We start from the raw sequence: 23020 nt of genomic DNA on the forward strand, positions 1-23020 counted from the left end.
GGCGCTAACAGGCGCTTTGGGCGGGATGATTGTTTCAGCAACCGACAGGTATATTCATGACGGGCATCAGGTCCTCCACGCCTCAACTCATCACCACTCATACTCACCTATCGAACTTGCCCGACGATTCCAGTGCGACGGTTGACAGCCGTGCGGTCACGCCGAATAACGCCCAGGCACTGGCCGTTAAACAGGCACCCTCGACATTGACGGCGGCGTTAAATAACAAAGCCAATCTGCAGACGCTCAGCGAAAACCTCTACGCGCTTGCCAAACAGTTGGGACCGGACGCCAGCTCGCAGGCGGTGAGGTCCGCACTGCAAGCCACATCAATGGAGCTGCGGCACGATTTGTCAGAGTTATCGGCGCAGGGCACCACCGCTACACTTGAGGCCTTTATCACAAGCAAAAACCTGGGCCTGCCGACGACTCATTTTCACCTGACGGCCCTGGCCAGCGCTGTGCACCAGCGCGCCCTGCAGCATCCGCTTGAGAATCTGGCCGGTGCGTTAGGCTGGCCGATCCCGTTGAACACCGATCAACAACGTCAGTTACGCAGCATTGCCCAGCGTCACGGTCATCACCTCGGCGATCAGCCCCTGGTGATGCAAACCAAAGGCGTGCTGGATTTTTTGACTTACCAAAACCCTCTTTCTGCCGCTGAATTGGCCGACCCGGTGAAGACGCTGAATGCTCTGCTGGGTTCTCCCGAAGCGCGCTATTTGGGTCAGGCTCTGCAAACCCGCATGGGCGGCATTGCCAGCGACAGCAGCGTGGATGACTACATGCTCGCGGCCATCGCACTGCAAATGGATCACGAATCCATCGATGCGCCGCACCGGCATAAAGTTGCCGGGTTTGACCTGGCGCAACAACCGCATTGGGGCAAGCCCGCAGCGACCGTGGTGGAGGGCCTGGCCCAGCACCTGCAGAGCACGGGTAAAACCAGCGCGCCGTTGGCCAGGGCCGCGGCGCATTTGTTGCTGGCCCGCAAGGCACCGGAATTTTTAATCAAGGACATTCCCCCTAACGTGACCTATGGCAGCCCTGCCTGGGTCAGCCTGTCGATTGCCGCCGCGGTGATCGAGGCCGGAGCGCCCGGTAGCGTGCCAGGCATGACTTTCGCCGACGTCATGAGCCAGGCCAAGTCAGCCAGCATGAACCACCCGATGGTCGCCGAGCTGGCGCAGAAGGCTGCATTAGTGGACTGGGCCGTGGCCAATGGCGTGCTGGCCAAGCGGGGAGATGATCAATACCCCGTCGAGACGCTTAATGCACTGGGTGCTGCGTTCAACCAGCGGTTGGCGGGGTTGCTGGAGGCCTCCCAAGGGTTGGACCAGGAGATGCCTACCCGCAGGGAGATTGCGCTGGGCAGGCTGATCGCCCGGTTTGGCGACCTGGGTGATCTGTTCGAAGAAAAACTGATCAGCACCCATGATTATGCTGGTCCAGGCCATAGGACTTCGCTGGTCGGCCGTCACTCGTTACTGGACATCGCGATGATGGACCTGCGCAGCCCGGCACCTTTTTTTTCTCAGGACCCGCGTATTCCTTTGGGCGCACTCAATGCCAACCCTCGGTTCGGCGTAACGGAGGCGTTCAACCAGTCGTTCGAGAAGGCTATCCATACAAAAAAAAGCGCCGTCGCCACCACCGTGAAACACCTGATTTCACAATTGCCTGTTGAAGACCGCAAGAACCTTGAGTTTGGCAAGGTGACCTTTTACCAACAGACATCCTTCACGCTTGGGCTAGATTTCACCTCGACAACACCGGGCCCGACCTCGCCTGGGCTATGGGTGAAAACTGAGCGCGACGGTGTCACGACCGCGTACGAAATCAACTTGAACAAAGGCACGATTGCCCCCGCCCCGAATTATCTCGTACAGGAGCGACGCGATCGTGACGCTAACAACGTTGAGCAAACCAAGGCGTTCCTGCCCAAAGATAGCGCCACCAGCCTGAGTACCGAGCGCACGGCTGGTGAAAAAACCTGGGACAGTTTCAGCAGTGCACGCAGCAGCGACATCGCCGAAGTGTTCGTCAAACACCTGGATTTCGATAACCCGGCCATCAAGCAACAAGCCTTGGGCAAGACTACGCAAGACCTGCAAACCGACAGGGCCAGGCCTGTCGAAACCTTTATCTTGAACCTGATCCCGTTTCGCTCGGCCATCGTCAATTTCCAGAATGGCCAGTACGGCGAGGGGGTGACGGACCTGGCACTGGATATCTTCGGGTTTCTCACCGCTGGCCTGGCGACCGCTGGCAAAGTCGCCAAGATCAGTGCGACGGCGGCTTCCGCTACGACCAAGGCATTGCGTGCTGCCAAGGTCATCGGTACGAGCGTCATGGCTACCTTTAACCCCTTGGGTGGCCTGGGGGATTTGACCGTGGGCGGTGTCGGTTTCCTGGCCGCCAAAGGTGCGAAGGTTGTGAATCGACTCCGAGGGGCGAGCGGCAGCTACGATTTGTTGAAGGCTGTGAGCAAGCAATACGATGCGGCGGCTACAGGTACGTTGAAAGTATCCGGTCAGGCAGTGGACGGGGCTGCGGTGTTGAAAAACGGTCATTGGTACGCGTTTGACGCCGATAGGATGCAGCCATTCGGCGGCCCACTGGAAGGCTTCATTGCCAATAATCGAGCCGTGAACGGCGTGATAGCCACCGTACAGGTGCCTGCCGCGAATGAACTCAACAATTCGCTCAATACTGCTATCCAGGTAGCCGAATCGAACATTGTCGGGCTTTCGCGTAACAGCCAGGGCGTGTACATGGCTGCTAATGGCCATCAGTCCTTTATCCGCCACGCTGACAGTCGCGGTCAGACGGCCGTGTATGAAGTGCGACAGGTCGCGCGCACGGAGGACGGTGTGGTACAGGCACGGATCTATCACAACAACCGGCAAACCGAGTTGTTGATCCAGCATATCGAGGGTGACCAATGGCAGCGTGTGGGCGTACGTGGGGGGAATCGACCGTCGGTAGTGGCGGATCTCGGGCCTGAGATTGGTCGGGGGGAGGAGGGCATTGTCTATGCCAGCCTAGATGGGAAAAGCGTCTATAAAGATCTCGGTCCGACGCGTTTAACGACCGCCGAGGGTTACACCAGTATGGAAGTGGTCAACCTGAATAAATACTACGGCGAAGGCTTTGCCGTGGTGGTGATCGATGGAGGGCGTAAATATATAAAGATGGGCCGGATCGATGGCGTAGATCTCAGCCGGATTGACCAGGGCAGCTTGCCTGCGCGGGCTAGGTCGTTACTGGATGATGCGTTCGCCGAAATGGAGGCTAAGGATATTTTTCACAACGACCCGCAGCTGAAGAACTTCATTTACAGCGCAAAGGACAACAAGGTCTACCCCGTAGATATGGACGGCTTGCCTGCCGAGTTTATGGTGCCGGGCGTCAAGGATGTGTACGACCGGAAAAAACAAAAGGTGCGCAGCGAGTTCGCCGAACTTATTGCAAAGGCGGTTTGATCTTCACCCAGTTGGATATTGTCGCTGTGTTGCGGTGATGAGCTAGGGACTGTTACAAATTTGGGGAACACCCGACTTTCTATGTAGCGCTCAAGGACATCAAGAAAGCTGATGAGTTGCTGGTGGACTATGGGCCGTTTTATCAACCCGTGCCGAAGCCAGACTCCCGTCCTTCGGGGAAGTGCGGTGAAGCCGCAGGCAGCTTCACCGCTGAACGCTACAGGCTGAAATCGCCTTCCGACACCAACTCGCTCAACGGACGGCGCGGGCTTGGTGCTTCACGACCCTGCAGGTATTCCGGCAAGCTCGATTTGTCCCCCAGCTTGCCGATCGCCACGGCGGCATGCAGTGCATAACCTTCCGGGATTTTCAGCTCTTTACGGGTCAGTTCCTGATCGAACCCGGCCATGCCGTGGGTGTGCCAGCCGCTGAGACTGGCTTGCAGCGCCAGGTGGCCCCAGGCGGAACCCGTGTCGAAGGTGTGCCACAGGGCTGGGGTTTCTTCGCTGGCGCCGGGGGCGGTGAAGTCGGTTTTCGACGCGATGATCACCAGGGCCGACGCGTGTTGCGCCCAGCCACGGTTGAATTCATTCAACAGGCCCAGAAAACGCTCCCAGTCCGGCGTATCGCGGCGCGCGTAGAGAAACCGCCACGGCTGCGAGTTGTAGGCGGACGGCGCCCAGCGCGCGGCTTCGAAGAAACTCAGCAGGGTTTCCTGGGAGATGGTTTCGCCGGTAAAGGCGCGAGGCGACCAGCGGTTGGTGAACTGGGTGTGGATCGGATAGTCGGCAACACGTGTCATGGAGCAGTTCCTGATCGTCAATTCGGCGTTCAAAGCTACTGCGCGGTCACCAGACTGACAAGTGTTGTCACACCGCCAGTCGTAAGCGCTTGGCCCCAAGGGCCGTGGGCACTAGACTGGCGGCCTTTTCACCTACCGATACTGATGTAGAGCCATGGCCGCCAAAGTCGAACCTTTCTGGATACGCAAAACCCTTGAACACCTCGATCAGGAGGAGTGGGAGTCGTTGTGCGACGGCTGTGGCCTGTGCTGCCTGCAAAAGCTTGAGGATGAAGACGACAACAGCGTCTATTACACACGGATCGCCTGCAAACTGCTCGACCTGAAAACCTGCCAGTGCACCGACTACCCCAACCGCCGTGCGTCGGTACCGGATTGCATCCAGCTCACCCCAGGCCAGGCCGACCAATTCAAATGGCTTCCGCCGACCTGCGGCTATCGCTTGGTCAGCGAACGCAAGGACCTGCCGTTGTGGCATCACCTGGTCTGCGGCGACCGTGATGCCGTGCACCATGAACGCATTTCCCAGTCCGGGCGCATGCTCAGCGAAGGCAGCGTGGCCGAAGAAGACTGGGAGGATTACCTGATTTTCCGCGCGGGCTGACAAGGAGTGGGTATGAGGGGGGCAATCAAGCTGGCGGCATCTGTGGTGTTGCTGACGCTGAGCACGGCTGGGTGGTGCGCGAAGAAAGTCGACCTGGATTATCACGTCAAACTGTTACCCCAGAGCGACCAGGCCGAGGTCCGTGTGAGCCTTTCCCAGGGCTCGGCGGTGCGCAGCCTGAACTTCGACCTCGGCCATGACGGTGACTACAGCGACTTCAAGGCCGATGGACAGTGGCGCATCACCGAGCACCGTGGCCTCTGGCAACCCAGCGCCAACAAGGCCAGCCTGACCTACCGCGTGCGCCTTACCCATGCGCGCAAGGCCGGGATCTATGAAGCGCGGGTAACGCCGAGCTGGGCGCTGTTTCGCGGCGAAGACCTGGTGCCTACCGCACGCCTTGACCAGCAGGACGGCGTCGAGCTGGTCTCGCGTTTAGTGTTCGAACTGCCGGCGGGCTGGAAAAGCGTCGAAACCGCCTGGCCGCGCATCGGCAAGAACAAGTTCCGCATCGACAACGTTTCGCGCCTGTTCGACCGGCCTACCGGCTGGATGCTCGCCGGCAACCTCGGCAGTCGCCGCGTACGACTGGGCGAGACGGAAGTCACCGTGGTGTCGCCCAAAGGCCAGGCCATGCGCCGCATGGATGTGCTGACATTGCTCACGTTTGTCTGGCCCCAGGTAGAAGCCGCTTTCCCGCGTCACCCAGCCAAGCTGCTGGTGGTGGGCGCCAGTGACCCGATGCGCCGTGGTGCGTTCTCGGCGCGCGACTCGATCTACCTCAACAGTCGCACGCCACTGGTCAGCGAAAACGGCAGCAGCCCGTTGGTCCGTGAGGTGGTGCAGGCGATCGGGCGCTTCAAAGATCACGATACCAGTGACTGGATCAGCGAGGGCATGACCGAGTACTACGCCATTGAACTGGTGCGCCGGGCCGGTGGTATAACCGATGAGCGCTATCAAGCGATACAGGCGCGGTTGGCGAAGGCAGGTAAGGACGTCATCAGCCTGCGCGGCGAGCAGGTCAGCGGCGCCACGGTGTCACGGGCGGTGGTGGTGTTACAGGAGCTGGACCGTGAGATCCGCGTAAAAACCCATAACAAACGCTCGCTGGATGACCTCGCGCAAGCGGTGATGCGCGCCAACAGCATCACCACTGCGCAGTTCGTGCAACTGGCTGAGAGCATCATCGGCGAGGCGTCGGTGGTGCTGGACAACAAGCTGCTGCGTTAGCGGGTGGTTCTGGTGGTCTTCTCGGCTGCCACTTCAGCCTTGGTCTTCAAATTCCTCAGCTCCGCCCCGGCGCGTTCGATCTTCGTGCGCACCGTGTTCATTTCCTGGCGACCCTGTTCCAGCTTGTCCTTGAGCGAGCTATGCCCGGTAAAACCTCGGGCCAGCGCCACACCGCCGATCGCCACCTGGATCAGGCCGAAAATCCCGCCACGGCGCAGGCCTTTGCCGACCATCATCACGCCACCGGCGACCGAGCCGATGCGCTCCCAACCGTGCACGTTTTGCGTGGGCTGGGTCTCGAAGGGCGTGTGTTCGATGATAGGGCGCAAGGTTTTGCTGTCGCTCATGATCTGTCTCCAACAAGGGCAAGTGATAACCAGCAGACTGCCCACAGGCGCTGGATGTTCCGAAAATTTCAGTATTTGGAGCCCGAACGGGTGTTGTTGCCCTTGGCCAAGCGGTCGTAGAGCACCACATTGACGGTGGCGGCGAGGTTCATGCAACCGGTGGTCGGGATGTAGACCACGTCTTCGCACCAGTCACGGATCTCTTTGTCGAGGGAGCCGTCTTCCGGGCCGAAAATATACAGCGCGCGGTCTGGGTGGGTGTATTCCGGCAGCGGGCGAGCGCCTTCTACCAGTTCTACCGCGACGGGGATGCAGCCCAGGGGCAGGATCTTTTTAAGATCGTCGATGCCGATCAGCGGAATGTCGTGGTGGACTTTCTTGGTGTCGGTGATGAAGTCCCGAGCGCGCTCGTAACGCACGCCGGTGTAAAACACCGAGGCCACGCCGTAGCAGCCGGCGGCACGCATGACCGAGCCGACGTTTTCAGGGGATTTGGGGTTATACAGACCGATGCAGCTGTAGCGTTTATTGCCCACGGAAGTGCCTTAAAAAGGCAGCAGTATAGCGGCAAGCTTCAAGCTGCAAGTTAAAAGCAGAGCGGCTTTTTCTTGCAGCTTGCAGCTTGCAGCTTTCAGTTGTCCTTCTTCATCAACCCCGCCAACGCCGCAAACGGGTTATGCGTGGCCTTGGCAATCGTCGGGCTGCTGGTGGAACCTTCGCCGAAGTACTGTTGGTCGGTGTAGCGCGAGTGTTCGTTGTCGTGGCAATACAAACACAGCAACTCCCAGTTCGAACCGTCCTGGGGATTGTCATCATGATTGTGGTTACGGTGGTGTACGGTCAGCTCACTCAGGCGTTTGCCTGCGAACTCACGGGCGCAGCGGCCGCACACGTGGGGATACATTTTCAAGGCTTTGTCGCGGTAGCCCATTTCCCGGTCGCGCTGGGCATCGGCAAGGATGCGATCCAGCTTGGCGGTGTGGGAGGGCGGATTGGTCGAGCTCATCATGGCTCCTGGCTATTTGGGGGTTCACGGATAGGGTTGATTCTAGCCGCTCACGTTGCAAATAACCGCTTCACTTTATCGATAAGGATCTGAAACTCATGCGTCTGCATTCATGGACTGTTGCACTGTTGCTGTGTGGGCTCACGGCCCAAGCCCAAGCGTTCTCTACACCCGAGCCCGGCCAGGTGATCGAGGTAACCCTCGACCAATTGCACCCGACCCAGGCCGTGGTGGGTTTTGACCAGATTTACTACAGCCTCGGCCTGTTCACCGACAAACCCGCCAAGGTCTTCGATGAATACTGCGAAACCAACGGCCAGGGCCAGGCCGACAAAGTACCCAAGGGCGCGGACCTGCACAAACCGTCCAGCTTCACCTGCAAGGACCCGGTGGGCACCCATCCCGACGACATGAAAACCGTGGTGGTCGGCCCCGGCGGCCAGCTGTACCTGACCGACGGTCACCACAGCTTCACCACCTTGTGGGAAGCGCCCGGCGGCGGGCCTCGCTTGAGCATGTGGGTCAAGGTTACCGACGACTTCAGCAACAGCCCGACGATGGCGAATTTCTGGCAGCGCATGGAGGCGGCGCGCAAGGTCTGGCTCAAGGACAATCAAGGCCAGACCCTGCCACCCGAGCAACTGCCGGCGCACTTGGGCTTCAAGAACCTGCAGGACGACATCTTCCGCAGCCTGGTGTATTTCACCCGCAAGGCCGCGTATGGCAAGCCTGAGGCTGGCGAGATCGCGCCGGAGTTCCTGGAGTTCTACTGGGGCAATTGGCTGCGCACTCAAATTGACGTGGGCAAGTACAACCTGAACAAGAAGGGCGGCTACAAGGACGCCATTGAAGCCGTCGCCAAGCGCATGGTCAGCGTGGCGCCGGGCTCACAGGTCGGGGATAGCGGTTTTACCGCCCATCAATTGGGCGGCATGACCAAACTCGACCGTAACGAGCTGGAAAAGACCTTCGACAAAAAAGTGCCGTACGTGATCGACTACCGCAATTCCCTGCGCTAGCCGATTACAGCTTCTGCGCAATCCAGATGGTGTGCCGGGTGCCTTTGTTGCCGTGGGCAAACACCTGCACTTCCTCGGCCTTGAAACCGGCCTTGCGCAGTTTGTCGCTGAACAGCTTGTCCGCGCTGGCCGACCACACGGCCAGCACGCCTTTAGGGCGCAGGGCCTTGGCGCAGGCGGCCAGGCCACCGGCGGAATAGAGCCAGCTATTGGCCTTTTGCGTAAGGCCTTCGGGGCCGTTGTCCACGTCCAGCATGATCGCGTCAAAACCCTGGGGCTCGGCTTGCAACACCTTGGCCACATCTTCCATGCGGATCACCGTGCGCGGGTCCAGCAGCGGGCGGCCGGATTTCTCGCCCAGCGGCCCACGGTTCCACTCCACTACACCGGGCACCAATTCTGCGACGATCACTTCGGCTGTCTTGCCCAGGTGCTTGAGCGCCGAGGCCAGGGTAAAGCCCATGCCCAAGCCACCAATCAACACCCGCGACCCTGGACGCCCGGCGACTCTGCGGCAGGGGATTTGCGCCAGGGCGTCTTCGGAGCCGTGCATGCGCGTGTTCATCAACTGGCCGCCGTCACCGCCCTGGATCTTGATGACAAAGTCTTCACCGTATTCGAACAGGCACAAGGCACCGCCGTTATCGGGGATCGGGGTGGTGTCCAGCAGAACGAAACGTTTCATGGAAATCTCATTGGGAAGGGCATTCTTGCGCGGTTGGGAGTAGCCTTGTGACATTCCGGTCAGGCCATGGAGCCATCGATGAAGTGCAGCATTCTAACGGTCATTGTGTTGAGCGCGCTCGCATCCGGTGCGGCGCAGGCTCAGGAGTTGCAAACCGTACCGGTCGCGCCCGCTCCAACGCCAGGCGCGCCGGGCACTCCGACGCCGACGTTGTACCCGCAAGTCACCCCACCGGCCGTGCCCAAGACCAACGGCTCGCCACCCTTGGTGCCCATCGTGCTGCCCACGCCACCCAAGGACCAGACGGTGCCGGGCCTGCTGCAAAACGACAGCAAGCCGAAGGCGCCAGGCGGTTAGAACTGTTGCGAGAGTAATTGCCCGTCGGCCATGCGCAGGCGCTTGGACAGGGCGATGGCAATCGCGCGGATGATCTTGGCGGCGACCCTGGGTGCTTCGTTGAGCATCTTTTCCAGGGAATCCTTGCCCAGGTTCAGCAGCACGCAGTCACTGGCCGCCATGCAACTGGCCGAGCGCCGCTCGCCGTCGAGTACGGCCATTTCACCAAAGGCCCGGCCGCTGCGCAGGGTGGCGATGGTCAGGCGCTGGCCTTCGTGATTGGTTTTCTGCACGGCCACCTGGCCGCTGTGGATGATGCACATGAAGGTGCCGGCATCGCCCTCGAGGAAGATCACCTCATCGCGGGCAATGCTGCTGATATTGAAATAGCCTGCGGCGACGTGAAAATCTTCCGGCAACAGCGGGTCGAACAGGCCGCAGTCCATGAGCATGTCGCGGATTTCGGTATTCATTAATGTGGGGAGTGCCATGGCTGCAATCTTGGTCCATCAATCAGTAGGCGGTCCTGTGTTCAGACAAAACCGCCCGGCTAAGTTCCTTAAACCAGCCCCAGCGCCTTGAATACAAAGCCATATTCGAGCGCTACGTCACGTAATCCCTGGTAACGACCGCTCATGCCACCATGGCCGGCGCCCAGTTCGGTTTTGAGCAGCAGCAGGTTGTCGTCGGTCTTGGTGTCGCGCAACTTGGCGACCCACTTGGCGGCTTCCCAATATTGCACGCGGCTGTCGTTGTAGCCGGCGATCACCAGCAGGTGCGGGTAGGCCTGGGCGCGAACGTTTTCGTACGGCGCGTAGGCCTTGATGCGTGCATAGACGTCCGGTTCTTCAGGGTTGCCCCATTCGTCGTACTCGGTGATGGTCAGCGGCAGTTCCGGGTCGAGCATGGTGTTGAGCACATCGACGAACGGCACTTCGGCAATCGCCGCCTGGAACAACTCAGGGCGTTGGTTGAGCACCGCGCCGATCAACAGGCCGCCGGCACTGCCGCCGCTGATGGCCAGCTGTTTGGAGGTGGTCAGGCCCTCGGCGATCAGGTGTTCGGCGCAGGCGATAAAGTCACTGAAGGTGTTCTGTTTGTGTTCCTGCTTGCCGTTGCGATACCAGGCCTCACCCAGTTCACCGCCGCCACGCACGTGAGCAATGGCAAACGCCACGCCACGGTCCAGCAGGCTCAGGCGTGCGTGGGAGAACCATGGGTCCAGGCTCGAACCGTAAGCGCCGTAGCCGTAAAGGTACAGTGGTGTCGGTTTACCAAGCTGGTCGCGTTTGACCACCAGGCTGATCGGCACTTGGGTGCCATCCGCCGAGGTGGCCCACAGGCGTTGGCTCACGTAATCGTCGGCGTTGAACACGCCGAGTACCGGGGTTTCCTTGAGCACCTGCTGCGCGCCGCTGGCCAGTTCCAACTGGCGAACCTGGGCCGGGCGGTTCAAGGCTTCGTAGCGCAGGCGGATCTTGTCGCTGACAAACTCCAGGCTGTTCTGTACGTAAAGGCTGTAGGCGGCGTCAGGCAATTCCACGCGATAGGCCGGCAAGCCCTGCGGGTGCACTTCGATCACCGGCAAGCCACCGATGCGCAGGCTCAGGGTCATGGCATGGGTGTTCAGGCTCACGCCGTCGAGCATCACCTCATCGCTGTGAGGGATCAGGTTCTGCCACTCCGCCTCGGTCGGCACGTCACCAATATCGGTCGCCACGAACAGGGCGTAGTTGATGCCATCGCGGTTGCTGCGGATAAACCAGGTCCACGCGCCATTCAGTTGGCCGTGGTCGACATCGTATTCATGGTCCTCGACCCGCGGCGCCAGGCAGGTAAAGTCCAGCTGCGGCTGGTCTGCGTCCAGGGCCCAGACTTCGCTGGTGGTCTTGCTGCCCAGCGATAGCAGCAACTGGCGCTCGGAGCTGGAACGGTAGCAATGCAGGAAGAAGCGTCCGTCGGGCTCATGGAACACTTCCTGCGCGGCAGTCCCATCCAGGCGATAGCGATACAGTTTGTGCGGTCGGTGGGTGTCGTCCAACTCGCCAAAGAACAGGGTCAGGCTGTCGTTGGCCCAGGTCATGCTGCCGTCGCAGTTTTCAAACTCCAGTTCGCTGACTTTACCGGTGGCCAATTCCTTCACGTACAGGGTGTAGATCTCTTCGCCGCTGGTATCAAGGCTGTAGGCCAGGCGCTGGTGGTCGGGACTGATGCTGAACGCGCCGAGGGAGAAGAAGCCACCGTTGGCCAGCACATTTGGGTCGAGCAATAACTCTTCGCTGCTTTCGTCCACAAGGCTGCTGTCGTCAACCGGGCGGCGGCAGCGGTAGTGGCGAGCGTATTCGTCTCCAGCGGTGGTGCGGGTGTAGTAAAGATACGGGCCCCACGGCGAAGGCAGGGACAGATCGGTTTCGAGAATACGCCCCTTGATCTCTTCGAACAGGGTTTCGCGCAGCGCTGCCTGGTCGGCGAGCTGGGCTTCCTGCCAAGCGTTTTCGGCCTTGAGGTAGTCGAGCACCTCAGCGCTGTCACGCTCTTGCAGCCAGGCGTACGGATCCTGGCCTTGGGCCTTGCGGGCAATCGGAGCGGTCGATGTAGGCATGGGATTATTCTCTATCGGGCGGACGGTGGCAGGCATTGCAGCCGCGACACGCAAAAGCCGTTATCATAGCCGCCTGTTTGCCAACCTTGCCATGGACACCATGACCGAGAACGATTATCTGACCGCTTGGGGCCTTTACGCCTTCGCCGCTTTGGGCTGCCTGTTGGTGTGGTGGCGCATGACCCGCTGGATCTGGCGCTGGCTGCGCGAGCCGCTGCAATTGCTGATGGCGGTGTTGCTGTTCAGCCCGACCATCGTTGACCCGGTCAAGACTCAGTTCGCGCCGGCCGTGGCCATCACCGCCCTGGACCTGGTGCTCAAGGTCGGCAATAACGCCTGGCGGGCCATTTCCGATCTGTTCATGTACACCATGATTGCCCTTGGCGTGTACATCGTGTTTGTGTTGATCCGCTGGCCCATCGAGCGTGCCGCCAACGCCCGCCGTGAGCGCAAGGCCGCCGCTGATGCCGCCTTGGCCGCCGAACCGGATCAAGATGAAGACGACGTGCCTTTTCGCCGTCCTGCGCCCGTGAGTGGTCTGCGCGTCGAACCGCGCCTTTAACGTCGTCCGCCCTGCAGCGAGAGCCCTGGCATGTGTGAATTATTGGGCATGAGTGCCAACGTCCCCACCGATATCGTGTTCAGCTTTACCGGGCTGATGCAGCGCGGTGGGCGCACCGGCCCCCACCGTGACGGTTGGGGCATCGCCTTCTATGAAGGCCGTGGCCTGCGCCTGTTCCAGGACCCGGCCGCCAGCAGCGAATCGGAAGTCGCGCTGCTGGTGCAGCGTTATCCGATCAAAAGCGAAGTGGTGATTGGCCATATCCGCCAGGCCAACGTCGGCAAGGTCAGCCTGGCCAATACCCACCCGTTCGTACGCGAACTGTGGGGCCGTAACTGGTGCTTCGCCCACAATGGCCAGCTGTCCGACTTCAACCCGCGCGCTACGTTCTACCGCCCGGTGGGTGATACCGATAGCGAAGCGGCCTTTTGCGATCTGCTCAACCGCGTGCGTGAAGCCTTCCCGGAGCCGGTGGACATCGAAAAAGTCCTGCCGGACCTGATCGCCGCCTGCTCCGAATACCGCAGCAAAGGCGTGTTCAACTGCCTGCTCAGCGATGGCGACTGGCTGTTTTGCTACTGCTCGACCAAGTTGGCGCAGATCACCCGTCGCGCCCCGTTTGGCCCGGCACGCTTGAAAGACGTCGACGTGATCGTCGATTTTCAGGCCGAAACCACGCCCAATGATGTAGTGACGGTGATCGCCACCGAGCCTTTGACCGACAACGAAAACTGGACCCGCTACGAACCGGGCCAATGGAGCCTGTGGCGACGCGGTGAATGCGTCAGCCAGGGCATCACCGAGTAAGGATATCGACCATGTTGCTCAGTTATCTGCGGTTGGTGCTGTTTGCCATTGGCCTGTTGGTCGGCGTGCAAGTGCCGGGCTTCATCAACGACTACGCCAAGCGCGTCGAAGCCCACCTGATCGAGGCCCAGACCGGCCTCAGCGGGTTTGAAACCACCGCACGGCAATTCTTTAACGGTGATTTGAAGGCGTTGGTCGCGCATTACCGCGCCAGTGATGACCCGGTGTTCCAGAGCGACGCCAACAGCCTGGGCGCCATGCTTGACCGTCAGGTGGCGCTGGACAAGCAATTCCAGGCCATGCAAGGCCCCTGGTACATCCGCGCCCTCCAAGTGGCGGTGGCGGCGGACCCGGATATCCGCCAGGAAACCTGGAACGGCTACAGCTACCAGATCCTGCTGACCCCCGAAGCCATGGGCTGGGGCTTGGGCGGGGCAATGCTGTTGTCGTTTGGCCTGGAGTGTCTGTTCCGCCTGATCGACTGGGTGGTGTTGGGTGGCAAGCGCCTGCGCCAGAGCCGGCCGATCGAAGAGCGTGACCTGAAGGGCTTGTAATGGTCACCGCAAGTCTGAATGTGGGAGCGGGCTTGCTCACGAATGCGCAGTGTCAGTCAACGATGTTCTAAATGATCCACCGCCTTCGCGAGCAAGCCTGCTCCCACAGTTTTGACCGAGTCAGGCCAGGATCATGCGCTCTGCACCAACCTCTTCGGCATACCGCGCCACCACCTTCTGGCACAGCCCCACAATGTCCTCCACCAATTCCACCCCCACGCGCCACGACACCACCACCTGCAAGTTCGGTAGTGTCTGCGCCATCGGCAACATCACCAATTCCCCCCGCGCCAGCTCCTCACTGACCAGCACCGGCGGCAGTGCGCCAATGCCGAAGCCATCGCGCAATAGCCGGGTAATCGCCGACACCGAATTCACGCAGTTCATCCGTGGCGCGGCGATGCCGTTGGCCTGCATCAGGCTGATCACGTCCTGGTGGGGGTGGGAGTTTTTCGAGTAGGTGATGATGCGCTCCTGGGCCAGCTCGGCGAGGGAGGCGTAGTCACGGTTGTAGATCGACTGGCTGGCGACGATCCAAGCCATGGGGTGGCTGGCCAGTTCCAGGCTGCGTACGGTTTCGAGGCGCAGCAGGTCGGTTTGCAGGATCAGGTCGAGAAAACCTTTTTGCAGCTGATCGCTGAGGTTAAGTGCAGTATCGGCGACCAATTCGATTTCTACCAAGGGGAAGTGGTCCATCAATTCCGCGACAAGGGGGCTCAGCCAGGTATGAATCACCGTGTCCATTGCGCCGATCCGAATGCGCCCGACCTGGCTGCTGGTGGTTTCCAGGGACTGCTTCAGGCCCTGCATGGTCACCATCATCTGCTCGGCGTAATCGAGTACCTTCAAGCCCTCCGGGGTCAGGCTCACGCCGCGTGAGTCGCGCAGAAACAACTTCACGCCCAACTCGCTTTCCAGCACGGCGATGCGGCTGGAGATCGACGCCTGGGTGGTGAACAACTTCTCGGCGGTCAGGCGGAAACTCTTGAGCTTGGCCACCCAGACGAAGGTTTCGAGAAACTTCAAATTCATGGAATCAACTTTTTCTTATGCATGGATCGGTTTTTATTAGTTGGACGCCGCACCGTGCCAGCGCCAAAAATCGGGTCATTCCACGATAAGCGCCGATTGGGTGTCAGGACAAGTTGCGAGTTCTGCGTAAAAAATCCCACACTACAAAATAACAATGCCTACAGGAGCAACCCGCGTGAGCCGCCTTCTTCTGAATTGCGACATCGGCGAAAGCTTTGGCAACTGGACCATGGGTCTGGACGCCGAGGTCATGCCGTTCATCGATTGCGCCAACGTCGCCTGCGGCTTCCATGCCGGCGACCCGAGCATTATGCGCAAGACCGTCAGCCTGGCGCTCAAGCACGGCGTGCAAGTCGGTGCGCACCCGGCGTATCAGGATCTGCAAGGCTTTGGCCGTCGTTCGATGGCCTATACCCCTCAGGAAATCCAAGACTTGTTGCACTACCAGATCGGTGCCCTTGACGGCATTTGCCGGGCGCAAGGCGGGCGGGTCAGCTACGTCAAACCTCACGGTGCGATGTACAACGACATGATGGCCAACCCAGCGCAGTTGCGTGCGGTGATCCAGGCGGTGGCGGCTTACGGCGAACTGCCGCTGATGTTGCTCGCCACCCGCGACAACAGCGCAGCCCAGGCTTTGGGTGATGAATATGGGGTCACCCTGTGGTTCGAAGCCTTTGCCGACCGCGCCTACGACAGCAAGGGCCACCTTGTATCACGCCAGCTGCCTGGCGCCGTGCACCATGACGCCGACACTATCGTGCAACAAGCCCTGACCATTTCCCGTGGTGAAGCACTGATCGCCAGCGATGGCAGCCCCTTGGTATTGCAGGCCAACACTCTGTGCGTGCACGGCGATAACGCCAGTTCGGTTGCCGCTGTGCAGCGTATCCGCGAGGCATTGAAGCCAGCATGAAGCCACGGATTGAAGTGGTGGCCATCGACTGCCTGATGGTGCGTCTGTTTGATGCAATCGCCGAAGCCAATATGCCGTGGATGCTCGCCGCGACCCAGCGCTTGCGCAGCGGTTTTGGCGCCGCATTGGTGGACTTGGTGCCGTCTTACACCACCTTGATGGTGCATTACGACCTCAGCGCCTTGAGCCCGGCCCAGGCGCGGGAGTTGATCGACCTGGCCCTGACCGACCTGCAACCGCAAGCCCAGGGCGGCGGTCAGTGCCACGTGCTGCCGGTGTGGTACGACCTGAGCGTCGGCCCCGAGCTGACGCTGTTGAGCCAGCGCAGCGGTTTGGCCGTGGACGAGGTGATCCGCCGCCACAGTGCCCACGAATATCAGGTGTTCGCGCTGGGCTTCGCCCCCGGTTTTGCTTTTATGGGGCTGGTGGATCAAATCCTCGCCACCCCGCGCCTCAGCACCCCACGCAAACGCGTAGCAGCCGGCAGTGTCGGCATCGCTGAGCGGCAAACCGCCGCTTACCCGGTGGTGTCCCCGGGTGGTTGGAACCTGATCGGTCGCACGCCGGCCAAACTCTTCGACCGTGAGCGCGACGGCTACAGCCTGATGCAGCCGGGCGACACGGTGCGTTTCGAGCCTGTCGATCACGCCGAATTCATCACACTGGGTGGCGATGACACGCCGTTGGAGGCGCAGGCATGAGCCGCTTGATCATCGAGGCCAGCACGCCGCTGTGCCTGTTGCAGGACGCCGGTCGCTTTGGCGTGCGTCACTTGGGCGTGACCCAGGGCGGCGCGCTGGATTGGGTGTCGATGTCCTGGGCCAACTGGTTGTTGGGCAATACGCTGGACGCGCCGGTGGTGGAAATCACTCTGGGCGGCTTTACGGTGCAGGCTGAGGAGTATTGCCTGCTGGCCCTGGCCGGTGCGGACCTGGGCGCGTATATCGACGAGCGCGCCATTAGCCCAGGCCGCAGTTTTATCCTGCAAAAGGGCCAGCGTTTGCGGTTCACCCAGCCATTCAAGGGGGCACGGGCTTACCTGGCCGCGCCAGGCGGGTTTGATGCGCCGCAGGTGCTGGGCAGTTGCGCCACGGTTGTGCGGGAGGAATTGGGCGGAGTAGACGGTTTCGGCAAGGCACTGGCCGAAGGCGGGCGCTTGGCGTATTCCGGCGTGGGCGGCGCAATGAAAGTGTTGAGTGATCCAGGCCTGCCGGCCAAGGCCGCGCTGGAGGTGATCGTCGGCGCCCAGATCGGCCAGTTCAGCGGGCAAAGCCTGTTCGATGCGTTCAACACCGAATGGACGCTCGACAGCCGCGCCGACCGCATGGGCATGCGTTTGCTGGGCACGCCGTTGCAGTATCAAGGGCCGTCGCTTATCTCTGAGGGGATTCCGTTGGGAGCCATCCAGGTGCCGCCGGATGGACAGCCGATTGTGTTGCTCAACGACCGGCAGACCATTGGGGGGTACCCACGGTTAGGCGCGTTGACGCCATTGTCGCTGGCGCGGCTGGCGCAGTGCCTGCCGGGGGAGAAGGTGCGGTTGGTGCCGGTGGTGCAGGAGACTGCGCATCGGCAGCACATCGACGTCTTGCAGCGATTTAAATAACGCTCCCACACTCAGATCTCCATTTATTTGGAGAGAAAGCGCATGCCTTCTTCCAAGCCGCGCAGCGTCAGCGGATACATTTGATCCTCCACCAACTCCCGCACAATCCCCGTGGACGCCGTGTATCCCCAGGTGTCTTTCGGGTACGGGTTAATCCAGATCAGCTTCTTGTACTTGGCCATGAAGCGCTGCATCCACACGTACCCCGGTTCTTCGTTCCAGTGCTCGACGCTGCCGCCCGCCTGGGTGATTTCATACGGTGCCATCGCCGCATCGCCGATAAAGATCACTTTGTAATCGGCTCCGTACTTGTGCAACAAATCCTGGGTCGACGTGCGCTCCGACGTGCGGCGCTGGTTGTTCTTCCACACCGACTCGTAGACGAAGTTGTGAAAGTAGAAATACTCCAAGTGCTTGAACTCGGTCTTGCACGCCGAGAACAGCTCTTCGCAGATCTTCACGTGGGCATCCATCGAGCCGCCGATATCGAACAGCAGCAACAGTTTGATGGTGTTGCGCCGCTCCGGGCGCATCTGGATATTCAGCAGCCCGGCATCGCGTGCGGTGTGGTCGATGGTGCCGTCGATATCCAGCTCTTCCGCCGCGCCTTGGCGCGCAAACTTGCGCAGGCGCCGCAGAGCGATCTTGATATTGCGGGTACCGAGTTCGACCTGATCGTCGAGGTTCTTGTACTCGCGCTGGTCCCACACCTTCACGGCCTTGCCCTGGCGTTTGCCTGCGTCACCCACACGAATGCCTTCCGGGTTGAAGCCGCCGGAGCCGAACGGGCTGGTGCCGCCGGTGCCAATCCACTTGTTGCCGCCGGCGTGGCGTTCTTTCTGTTCTTCCAGACGCTTTTTGAATGCTTCGATCAGCTTGTCGAGGCCGCCAAGGGATTGGATCTGCGCACGTTCTTCGTCGGTCAGCGAACGTTCGAATTCCTTGCGCAGCCAGTCTTCAGGGATCAACGCCTGCAGGTGGTCGTCGAGTTTTTCCAGACCGTTGAAGTAAGCCCCGAACGCCCGGTCGAACTTGTCGAAGTGCCGCTCATCCTTGACCAGGATCGCCCGGGCCAAGTAGTAGAACTCGTCCATGTCGGCGAAGGTCACGCGCTGTTTCAGCGCGTTGATCAGGTCGAGCAGCTCGCGCACCGACACCGGCACCTTGGCGGCACGCATCTCGTTGAACAGATTGAGCAGCATCAGCGATTACCGCGACGGCTCATGAACGCCAGCCGCTCCAGCAACTGCACGTCTTGCTCGTTCTTCACCAACGCACCGGCCAGCGGCGGGATGGCCTTGGTCGGGTCGCGTTCGCGCAGCACCGCTTCGCCGATGTCGTCGGCCATCAGCAACTTGAGCCAGTCGACCAACTCGGAGGTGGAAGGTTTTTTCTTCAGGCCCGGCACCTTGCGCACGTCGAAGAACACATCCAGCGCTTCGCTGACCAGGTCTTTCTTGATATCGGGGTAGTGAACATCCACGATTTTTTGCAGGGTGGTGCGGTCGGGGAAGGCGATGTAGTGGAAGAAGCAGCGGCGCAGGAAGGCGTCAGGCAGCTCTTTTTCGTTGTTGGAGGTAATGATGATGATCGGGCGTTTCTTGGCTTTGATGGTCTCGTCGATTTCGTAGACGTAGAACTCCATCTTGTCGAGTTCTTGCAACAGGTCATTGGGGAACTCGATGTCGGCCTTGTCAATTTCATCGATCAGCAGGATCACCCGCTCCTCGGACTCGAAGGCTTCCCAGAGCTTGCCCTTCTTCAGGTAGTTGCGTACGTCGTGCACCTTGTCCACGCCCAGTTGCGAATCGCGCAGGCGGCTGACCGCGTCATACTCGTACAGGCCTTGGTGGGCCTTGGTGGTGGACTTGATGTGCCAGGTGATCAACTTGGCGCCGAAGGATTCGGCCAACTGCTCGGCAAGCATGGTCTTGCCGGTGCCGGGCTCGCCCTTGACCAGCAACGGCCGCTCCAGGGTGATGGCGGCGTTGACGGCCAGTTTCAGGTCATCGGTAGCCACATAGGCCTGGGTGCCTTCGAACTTCATCGGTGTTTCCTCGCATTCATCAATGCCCGGACTATACCGCGCAGCCCCGGCGACTGTGAACGCAGGCGGCTTATTCAGTCTCTGAATGACCAGTCACGTTCAATCCGCCGAAGGCTTGGGTTGTTCATACCGCGCATTGAACGCCTGGATGAAACCGTTGCGCAATATCGCCAAAAACGCCGAGAACGCGCTGACATTTTGCTGATGCACGCTGCCACTGAGCTCCACGCGGGTGGCGAACTGGTTTTTGCTCTGGTTTTTCAATACGGTTTCGCTGGCGCCGACCACGGCTTCCCAGATCGAACGGAAGATGTTCTTGTCTTTGTTTTCCACGTCCTGTCGCCAGTCGAACACTTCAACATCGCGTAGCAGGGGCTTGATGTAGCCGGTCAGCTGACCTTTGTCCGCTTGGGCTTCGATCACCACGTCGCCGGTGCCGGCCTTGAAGTCGAATTTACCGTAGGCCGAGGCGAAGTCATTCATGCGCTTGAGCTGCAAATCTTTGGCGCGGAAACGGAATTCGAAGTTTTCGAAATTGCTCAGCGGGTCGAAGGTGGCAGTGGCTTCCAGCGGCGCCTGGCCTTGCAGCAGCGCTTTGCCCTCGAAGCGGGCGTCGCGCTTGCCTTTGACGTCGACCACGTTGGTCAGGTTATAGAAGCTGGCGTTGACTTCGGTGGCGTTGATGTTGACCGGTGGTTTGGAGTTGAAGTTGTGAAAGGCGATCTTGCCGTCCTCGATGCGCACTTCGTCGAGGGTGATCGGGGCCAACTTGCTCAACTGCTCGCGCCAGTCGGTGCCTTTACCGGTTTGGGACGCTTGTTTGTTGGCACCGCCATCGACGAAGTTCACCTCGGGGTTGATAAACCGGACCTTGGCCACTACCGCATGGTCGTACCACAGCGAATGCCAGCTCACAGCCAGATCGATCAACGGCGCCTTGACGAACGGAACCGGCACTTTGCCATCAACTTTAATGATCTCCAGACCATTGATTTTGTAGGCGCCACGCCACAAGGCCAAGTCGACATCGGTGATGTGGCCGCGGTAGTCACCCATGTCGGCGAGCTTGTCATTGAGGTAGTTACGCACCAGGTAGGGCAGGGCGATGGCCAAGGCGACCAGTACGACGATGAGTCCGGCGACGGTCCATAGCGGCCAACTGTAGCGACGTTTCATGGGGCAGTTCTCCTTGCTTGTAGGAGATTGACTGTTCTAATGCGCGCAACGTTCCTCCGACTGGACGCCTCGCGGCACGAGGCATACCCTTGGGGCCTTCCTGAAGACCGCCCAATAGGACCCGTCATGAGCCGTATCTTTGCAGACAACGCGCACTCCATCGGTAATACTCCCCTGGTTCAGATCAACCGGATTGCCCCGCGTGGCGTGACTATCCTGGCCAAGATCGAAGGGCGTAACCCTGGCTACTCGGTGAAGTGCCGCATTGGCGCAAACATGATCTGGGACGCCGAAAGCACCGGCAAGCTCAAGCCGGGCATGACCATTGTTGAACCGACCTCCGGCAACACCGGCATCGGCCTGGCATTTGTCGCTGCCGCTCGTGGCTACAAGCTGCTGTTGACCATGCCGGCGTCCATGAGCATCGAGCGGCGCAAGGTACTCAAGGCCCTTGGCGCCGAGCTGGTGTTGACCGAGCCGGCCAAAGGCATGAAGGGCGCCATCGAAAAAGCCGGCGAAATCGTTGCCAGCGACCCGACCACCTACTTTATGCCAGCCCAGTTCGAAAACCCGGCCAACCCGGCCATCCACGAGAAAACCACCGGTCCGGAAATCTGGAACGACACCGATGGCGCCGTGGACGTACTGGTCGCGGGCGTGGGCACCGGCGGTACCATCACTGGCGTGTCGCGCTACATCAAGAACATCGCGGGCAAGCCGATCCTGTCGGTGGCCGTCGAGCCAATGGTCTCGCCGGTGATTACCCAGGCGCTGGCGGGTGAAGAGATCAAGCCTAGCCCGCACAAGATCCAGGGCATTGGCGCGGGTTTCGTCCCCAAGAACCTGGACTTGTCGATGGTCGATCGTGTGGAGCTGGTGACCGACGACGAGTCCAAGGCCATGGCCCTGCGCCTGATGCAGGAAGAAGGGATTTTGTGTGGCATCTCTTGCGGCGCCGCGATGGCCGTAGCCGTGCGACTGGCCGAGAAACCGGAGATGCAGGGCAAGACCATCGTGGTGATCCTGCCGGACTCCGGTGAGCGCTACCTGTCGAGCATGCTGTTCAGCGATTTGTTTACCGAGCAAGAAAACCAGGCTTGATTTGAGTCAGCGCCGATAACCGGGGCCTTCTGCATAATGGCCCAACTGTTTATCATGGCCGGCTGCTACGTCTGCTGTTGGCCAGGCGCTTATTTTCAGGAGTTGCTGCATGACCTTTTCTTTGGCCGCCAAGCTGTCGGTGCTGGCGTTGTTTATTGGCAGCACGCTGTATGTGCACTTGCGCGGCAAGGCGCGTTTGCCGATGTTGCGCCAGTTCGTCAACCATTCGGCGTTGTTTGCGCCGTATAACGCCTTGATGTACCTGTTTTCGGCCGTGCCGTCCAAGCCGTACCTGGACCGCAGCAAGTTCCCGGAACTGGATGTGCTCAAGGACAACTGGGAAGTGATCCGCGAAGAGGCCATGCACCTGTTCGACGAGGGTTACATTCGCGCGGCCGAAAAGAACAACGACGCCGGTTTCGGTTCATTCTTCAAGAAGGGTTGGAAGCGTTTCTACCTCAAGTGGTATGACAAGCCACTGCCATCGGCCGAAGCTTTGTGCCCCAAGACCGTAGCGCTGGTGAGCAGTATTCCTAACGTGAAAGGTGCAATGTTCGCGCTGTTGCCGGGCGGCAGCCACCTCAACCCGCACCGCGATCCGTTTGCCGGTTCGCTGCGTTATCACTTGGGTCTGTCCACGCCGAACTCCGACGAGTGCCGCATCTTCGTTGACGGTCAGGTGTACGCCTGGCGCGACGGTGAAGACGTGATGTTCGACGAAACCTACGTGCACTGGGTCAAGAACGAAACCGAACAAACCCGCGTGATCCTGTTCTGCGACATCGAGCGACCGCTCAGCAACCGCGTGATGACCCGCATCAACCGCTGGGTCAGCAAGCAATTGGGGCGCGCCACTGCGCCGCAGAACCTGGATGACGAGCGCGTAGGTGGGATCAACCAGGCGTATGCCTGGAGCAAAACCTTCAGCGACAAGTTCAGCGGTGTGGTCAAGCAGTGGAAGCGCAAGCATCCGAAGGCATACCGGATTGCGCGGCCGGTGTTGGCGGTAGTGGTTTTGCTGCTGCTGTGGCGCTGGTTGTTCTGATCAGAACACGGTTAAAAATGTGGGAGCGGCAAGCCCGCTCCCACATTGGTTTTGT

Annotated in this window: 24 protein-coding genes; 13 read left to right on the forward strand and 11 right to left on the reverse strand. The window is 60.2% G+C overall.

From position 1 onward, the window contains the following. The first annotated feature begins 29 nt into the window (after positions 1 to 29). Positions 30 to 3485, forward strand: a complete 3456-nt coding sequence (locus LVW35_RS07405) for an OspG family effector kinase (protein WP_233894527.1) — start codon at positions 30 to 32, stop codon at positions 3483 to 3485. Positions 3486 to 3702: 217 nt separating this feature from the next. On the opposite strand, the gene LVW35_RS07410 is transcribed toward LVW35_RS07405, so the two are convergent. Continuing rightward, the gene (locus tag LVW35_RS07410; protein WP_233894529.1) at positions 3703 to 4287 is read right to left on the reverse strand and encodes a nitroreductase family protein; all 585 of its coding nucleotides are present in this window, start codon (positions 4285 to 4287) and stop codon (positions 3703 to 3705) included. Between the two features lie 154 nt (positions 4288 to 4441). Between LVW35_RS07410 and LVW35_RS07415 the strand changes: the two genes are divergently transcribed. Both LVW35_RS07415 and LVW35_RS07420 read left to right on the forward strand, forming a co-directional pair. Then, complete coding sequence (locus LVW35_RS07415; RefSeq protein ID WP_233894531.1) at positions 4442 to 4891, forward strand: YcgN family cysteine cluster protein; 450 nt, start codon at positions 4442 to 4444, stop codon at positions 4889 to 4891. 12 nt (positions 4892 to 4903) lie between these two features. Then, on the forward strand, positions 4904 to 6124 hold the full coding sequence (locus LVW35_RS07420) for a hypothetical protein (protein WP_233894532.1): 1221 nt from the start codon (positions 4904 to 4906) through the stop codon (positions 6122 to 6124). Here the strand turns inward: LVW35_RS07420 and LVW35_RS07425 are convergent. The 3 genes from LVW35_RS07425 to LVW35_RS07435 all read right to left on the reverse strand — a co-directional run bounded on the left by LVW35_RS07425 (position 6121) and on the right by LVW35_RS07435 (position 7477). Then, entirely contained in the window at positions 6121 to 6471 is a 351-nt protein-coding gene (locus LVW35_RS07425; RefSeq protein ID WP_233894534.1) for a YgaP family membrane protein, read from the reverse strand. The two genes, LVW35_RS07420 and LVW35_RS07425, sit on opposite strands and share 4 nt — an antisense overlap. Positions 6472 to 6539: 68 nt before the next feature. After that, on the reverse strand, positions 6540 to 7007 hold the full coding sequence (locus LVW35_RS07430; RefSeq protein WP_233894535.1) for an RNA methyltransferase: 468 nt from the start codon (positions 7005 to 7007) through the stop codon (positions 6540 to 6542). Between the two features lie 95 nt (positions 7008 to 7102). Next, complete coding sequence (locus LVW35_RS07435) at positions 7103 to 7477, reverse strand: YajD family HNH nuclease (RefSeq protein WP_078732012.1); 375 nt, start codon at positions 7475 to 7477, stop codon at positions 7103 to 7105. 98 nt (positions 7478 to 7575) lie between these two features. Here LVW35_RS07435 and LVW35_RS07440 point away from each other — a divergent pair, with 98 nt between their 5' ends. Continuing rightward, positions 7576 to 8496, forward strand: coding sequence for a ParB/Srx family N-terminal domain-containing protein (locus tag LVW35_RS07440; protein ID WP_233894536.1), 921 nt, complete (start codon positions 7576 to 7578; stop codon positions 8494 to 8496). 4 nt (positions 8497 to 8500) lie between these two features. Here LVW35_RS07440 and LVW35_RS07445 read toward each other — a convergent pair whose 3' ends face one another. After that, a complete protein-coding gene (locus LVW35_RS07445) occupies positions 8501 to 9181 on the reverse strand; it encodes a spermidine synthase (RefSeq protein ID WP_233894537.1) in 681 nt (226 codons plus the stop codon). Between the two features lie 78 nt (positions 9182 to 9259). On the opposite strand from LVW35_RS07445, the gene LVW35_RS07450 reads away from it, so the two are divergent. Further along, positions 9260 to 9538 carry a hypothetical protein gene (locus LVW35_RS07450; protein WP_233894538.1) on the forward strand — a complete coding sequence of 93 codons (279 nt, stop codon included), beginning with the start codon at positions 9260 to 9262 and terminating at the stop codon, positions 9536 to 9538. Here the strand turns inward: LVW35_RS07450 and LVW35_RS07455 are convergent. Continuing rightward, the gene (locus LVW35_RS07455; protein ID WP_233894539.1) at positions 9535 to 10008 is read right to left on the reverse strand and encodes a cyclic nucleotide-binding domain-containing protein; all 474 of its coding nucleotides are present in this window, start codon (positions 10006 to 10008) and stop codon (positions 9535 to 9537) included. The genes LVW35_RS07450 and LVW35_RS07455 overlap by 4 nt on opposite strands. 68 nt (positions 10009 to 10076) lie before the next feature. Next, positions 10077 to 12119 (reverse strand): S9 family peptidase, encoded by a 2043-nt coding sequence (locus LVW35_RS07460; protein WP_233894540.1) that lies wholly within the window; start codon positions 12117 to 12119, stop codon positions 10077 to 10079. Positions 12120 to 12144: 25 nt separating this feature from the next. On the opposite strand from LVW35_RS07460, the gene LVW35_RS07465 reads away from it, so the two are divergent. From LVW35_RS07465 to LVW35_RS07475, 3 genes are read left to right on the forward strand one after another with little or no spacing between them, the layout of a single operon-like run. Beyond that, positions 12145 to 12681, forward strand: coding sequence for an MFS transporter (locus LVW35_RS07465; RefSeq protein WP_233896425.1), 537 nt, complete (start codon positions 12145 to 12147; stop codon positions 12679 to 12681). A gap of 30 nt (positions 12682 to 12711) precedes the next feature. Next, positions 12712 to 13488, forward strand: a complete 777-nt coding sequence (locus LVW35_RS07470) for a class II glutamine amidotransferase (protein WP_233894541.1) — start codon at positions 12712 to 12714, stop codon at positions 13486 to 13488. Positions 13489 to 13499: 11 nt separating this feature from the next. Next, complete coding sequence (locus tag LVW35_RS07475; RefSeq protein ID WP_032888750.1) at positions 13500 to 14042, forward strand: DUF2937 family protein; 543 nt, start codon at positions 13500 to 13502, stop codon at positions 14040 to 14042. Positions 14043 to 14162: 120 nt separating this feature from the next. On the opposite strand, the gene LVW35_RS07480 is transcribed toward LVW35_RS07475, so the two are convergent. Further along, positions 14163 to 15074: a LysR family transcriptional regulator gene (locus LVW35_RS07480; protein ID WP_233894542.1), complete on the reverse strand. Its 912-nt coding sequence runs from the start codon at positions 15072 to 15074 to the stop codon at positions 14163 to 14165. A gap of 175 nt (positions 15075 to 15249) precedes the next feature. On the opposite strand from LVW35_RS07480, the gene LVW35_RS07485 reads away from it, so the two are divergent. Genes LVW35_RS07485 through LVW35_RS07495 form a run of 3 tightly spaced genes read left to right on the forward strand, consistent with a single transcriptional unit; the run spans position 15250 to position 17596 of the window. Further along, entirely contained in the window at positions 15250 to 15990 is a 741-nt protein-coding gene (locus tag LVW35_RS07485) for a 5-oxoprolinase subunit PxpA (RefSeq protein WP_233894544.1), read from the forward strand. Further along, positions 15987 to 16691 (forward strand): 5-oxoprolinase subunit B family protein, encoded by a 705-nt coding sequence (locus tag LVW35_RS07490; RefSeq protein ID WP_233894546.1) that lies wholly within the window; start codon positions 15987 to 15989, stop codon positions 16689 to 16691. The genes LVW35_RS07485 and LVW35_RS07490 overlap by 4 nt, the downstream gene beginning before the upstream one ends. Further along, positions 16688 to 17596, forward strand: a complete 909-nt coding sequence (locus tag LVW35_RS07495; protein ID WP_233894548.1) for a biotin-dependent carboxyltransferase family protein — start codon at positions 16688 to 16690, stop codon at positions 17594 to 17596. The genes LVW35_RS07490 and LVW35_RS07495 overlap by 4 nt, the downstream gene beginning before the upstream one ends. Before the next feature lie 23 nt (positions 17597 to 17619). On the opposite strand, the gene LVW35_RS07500 is transcribed toward LVW35_RS07495, so the two are convergent. The 3 genes from LVW35_RS07500 to LVW35_RS07510 form a co-directional block, all read right to left on the reverse strand. Further along, entirely contained in the window at positions 17620 to 18798 is a 1179-nt protein-coding gene (locus LVW35_RS07500) for a vWA domain-containing protein (protein ID WP_233894550.1), read from the reverse strand. Next, positions 18798 to 19643, reverse strand: a complete 846-nt coding sequence (locus tag LVW35_RS07505) for an AAA family ATPase (protein WP_233894552.1) — start codon at positions 19641 to 19643, stop codon at positions 18798 to 18800. Before LVW35_RS07505 ends, LVW35_RS07500 begins: the two co-directional genes overlap by 1 nt. Positions 19644 to 19742: 99 nt before the next feature. After that, positions 19743 to 20819, reverse strand: a complete 1077-nt coding sequence (locus tag LVW35_RS07510) for a DUF748 domain-containing protein (RefSeq protein ID WP_233894553.1) — start codon at positions 20817 to 20819, stop codon at positions 19743 to 19745. Positions 20820 to 20945: 126 nt separating this feature from the next. Here LVW35_RS07510 and cysK point away from each other — a divergent pair, with 126 nt between their 5' ends. Together cysK and LVW35_RS07520 are read left to right on the forward strand one after the other, a co-directional pair. Then, positions 20946 to 21920 carry a cysteine synthase A gene (cysK, locus tag LVW35_RS07515; protein WP_233894554.1) on the forward strand — a complete coding sequence of 325 codons (975 nt, stop codon included), beginning with the start codon at positions 20946 to 20948 and terminating at the stop codon, positions 21918 to 21920. Between the two features lie 109 nt (positions 21921 to 22029). Next, entirely contained in the window at positions 22030 to 22965 is a 936-nt protein-coding gene (locus LVW35_RS07520; protein ID WP_233894555.1) for an aspartyl/asparaginyl beta-hydroxylase domain-containing protein, read from the forward strand. Positions 22966 to 23020 lie beyond the last annotated feature (55 nt).

The organism is Pseudomonas sp. HN11 (assembly GCF_021390155.1).
Classification (GTDB): domain Bacteria; phylum Pseudomonadota; class Gammaproteobacteria; order Pseudomonadales; family Pseudomonadaceae; genus Aquipseudomonas.

Coding starts and splice junctions, on each gene's coding strand:
- LVW35_RS07520 (WP_233894555.1), top strand. CDS start 22,030: ATGACCTTTTCTTTGGCCGCCAAGCTGTCGGTGCTGGCGTTGTTTATT.
- LVW35_RS07470 (WP_233894541.1), top strand. CDS start 12,712: ATGTGTGAATTATTGGGCATGAGTGCCAACGTCCCCACCGATATCGTG.
- LVW35_RS07445 (WP_233894537.1), bottom strand. CDS start 9,181: ATGAAACGTTTCGTTCTGCTGGACACCACCCCGATCCCCGATAACGGC.
- LVW35_RS07495 (WP_233894548.1), top strand. CDS start 16,688: ATGAGCCGCTTGATCATCGAGGCCAGCACGCCGCTGTGCCTGTTGCAG.
- LVW35_RS07450 (WP_233894538.1), top strand. CDS start 9,260: ATGAAGTGCAGCATTCTAACGGTCATTGTGTTGAGCGCGCTCGCATCC.
- LVW35_RS07455 (WP_233894539.1), bottom strand. CDS start 10,008: ATGGCACTCCCCACATTAATGAATACCGAAATCCGCGACATGCTCATG.
- LVW35_RS07415 (WP_233894531.1), top strand. CDS start 4,442: ATGGCCGCCAAAGTCGAACCTTTCTGGATACGCAAAACCCTTGAACAC.
- LVW35_RS07440 (WP_233894536.1), top strand. CDS start 7,576: ATGCGTCTGCATTCATGGACTGTTGCACTGTTGCTGTGTGGGCTCACG.
- LVW35_RS07490 (WP_233894546.1), top strand. CDS start 15,987: ATGAAGCCACGGATTGAAGTGGTGGCCATCGACTGCCTGATGGTGCGT.
- LVW35_RS07460 (WP_233894540.1), bottom strand. CDS start 12,119: ATGCCTACATCGACCGCTCCGATTGCCCGCAAGGCCCAAGGCCAGGAT.
- LVW35_RS07410 (WP_233894529.1), bottom strand. CDS start 4,287: ATGACACGTGTTGCCGACTATCCGATCCACACCCAGTTCACCAACCGC.
- LVW35_RS07475 (WP_032888750.1), top strand. CDS start 13,500: ATGTTGCTCAGTTATCTGCGGTTGGTGCTGTTTGCCATTGGCCTGTTG.
- LVW35_RS07425 (WP_233894534.1), bottom strand. CDS start 6,471: ATGAGCGACAGCAAAACCTTGCGCCCTATCATCGAACACACGCCCTTC.
- LVW35_RS07505 (WP_233894552.1), bottom strand. CDS start 19,643: ATGAAGTTCGAAGGCACCCAGGCCTATGTGGCTACCGATGACCTGAAA.
- LVW35_RS07500 (WP_233894550.1), bottom strand. CDS start 18,798: ATGCTGCTCAATCTGTTCAACGAGATGCGTGCCGCCAAGGTGCCGGTG.
- LVW35_RS07510 (WP_233894553.1), bottom strand. CDS start 20,819: ATGAAACGTCGCTACAGTTGGCCGCTATGGACCGTCGCCGGACTCATC.
- LVW35_RS07480 (WP_233894542.1), bottom strand. CDS start 15,074: ATGAATTTGAAGTTTCTCGAAACCTTCGTCTGGGTGGCCAAGCTCAAG.
- LVW35_RS07420 (WP_233894532.1), top strand. CDS start 4,904: ATGAGGGGGGCAATCAAGCTGGCGGCATCTGTGGTGTTGCTGACGCTG.
- LVW35_RS07435 (WP_078732012.1), bottom strand. CDS start 7,477: ATGAGCTCGACCAATCCGCCCTCCCACACCGCCAAGCTGGATCGCATC.
- cysK (WP_233894554.1), top strand. CDS start 20,946: ATGAGCCGTATCTTTGCAGACAACGCGCACTCCATCGGTAATACTCCC.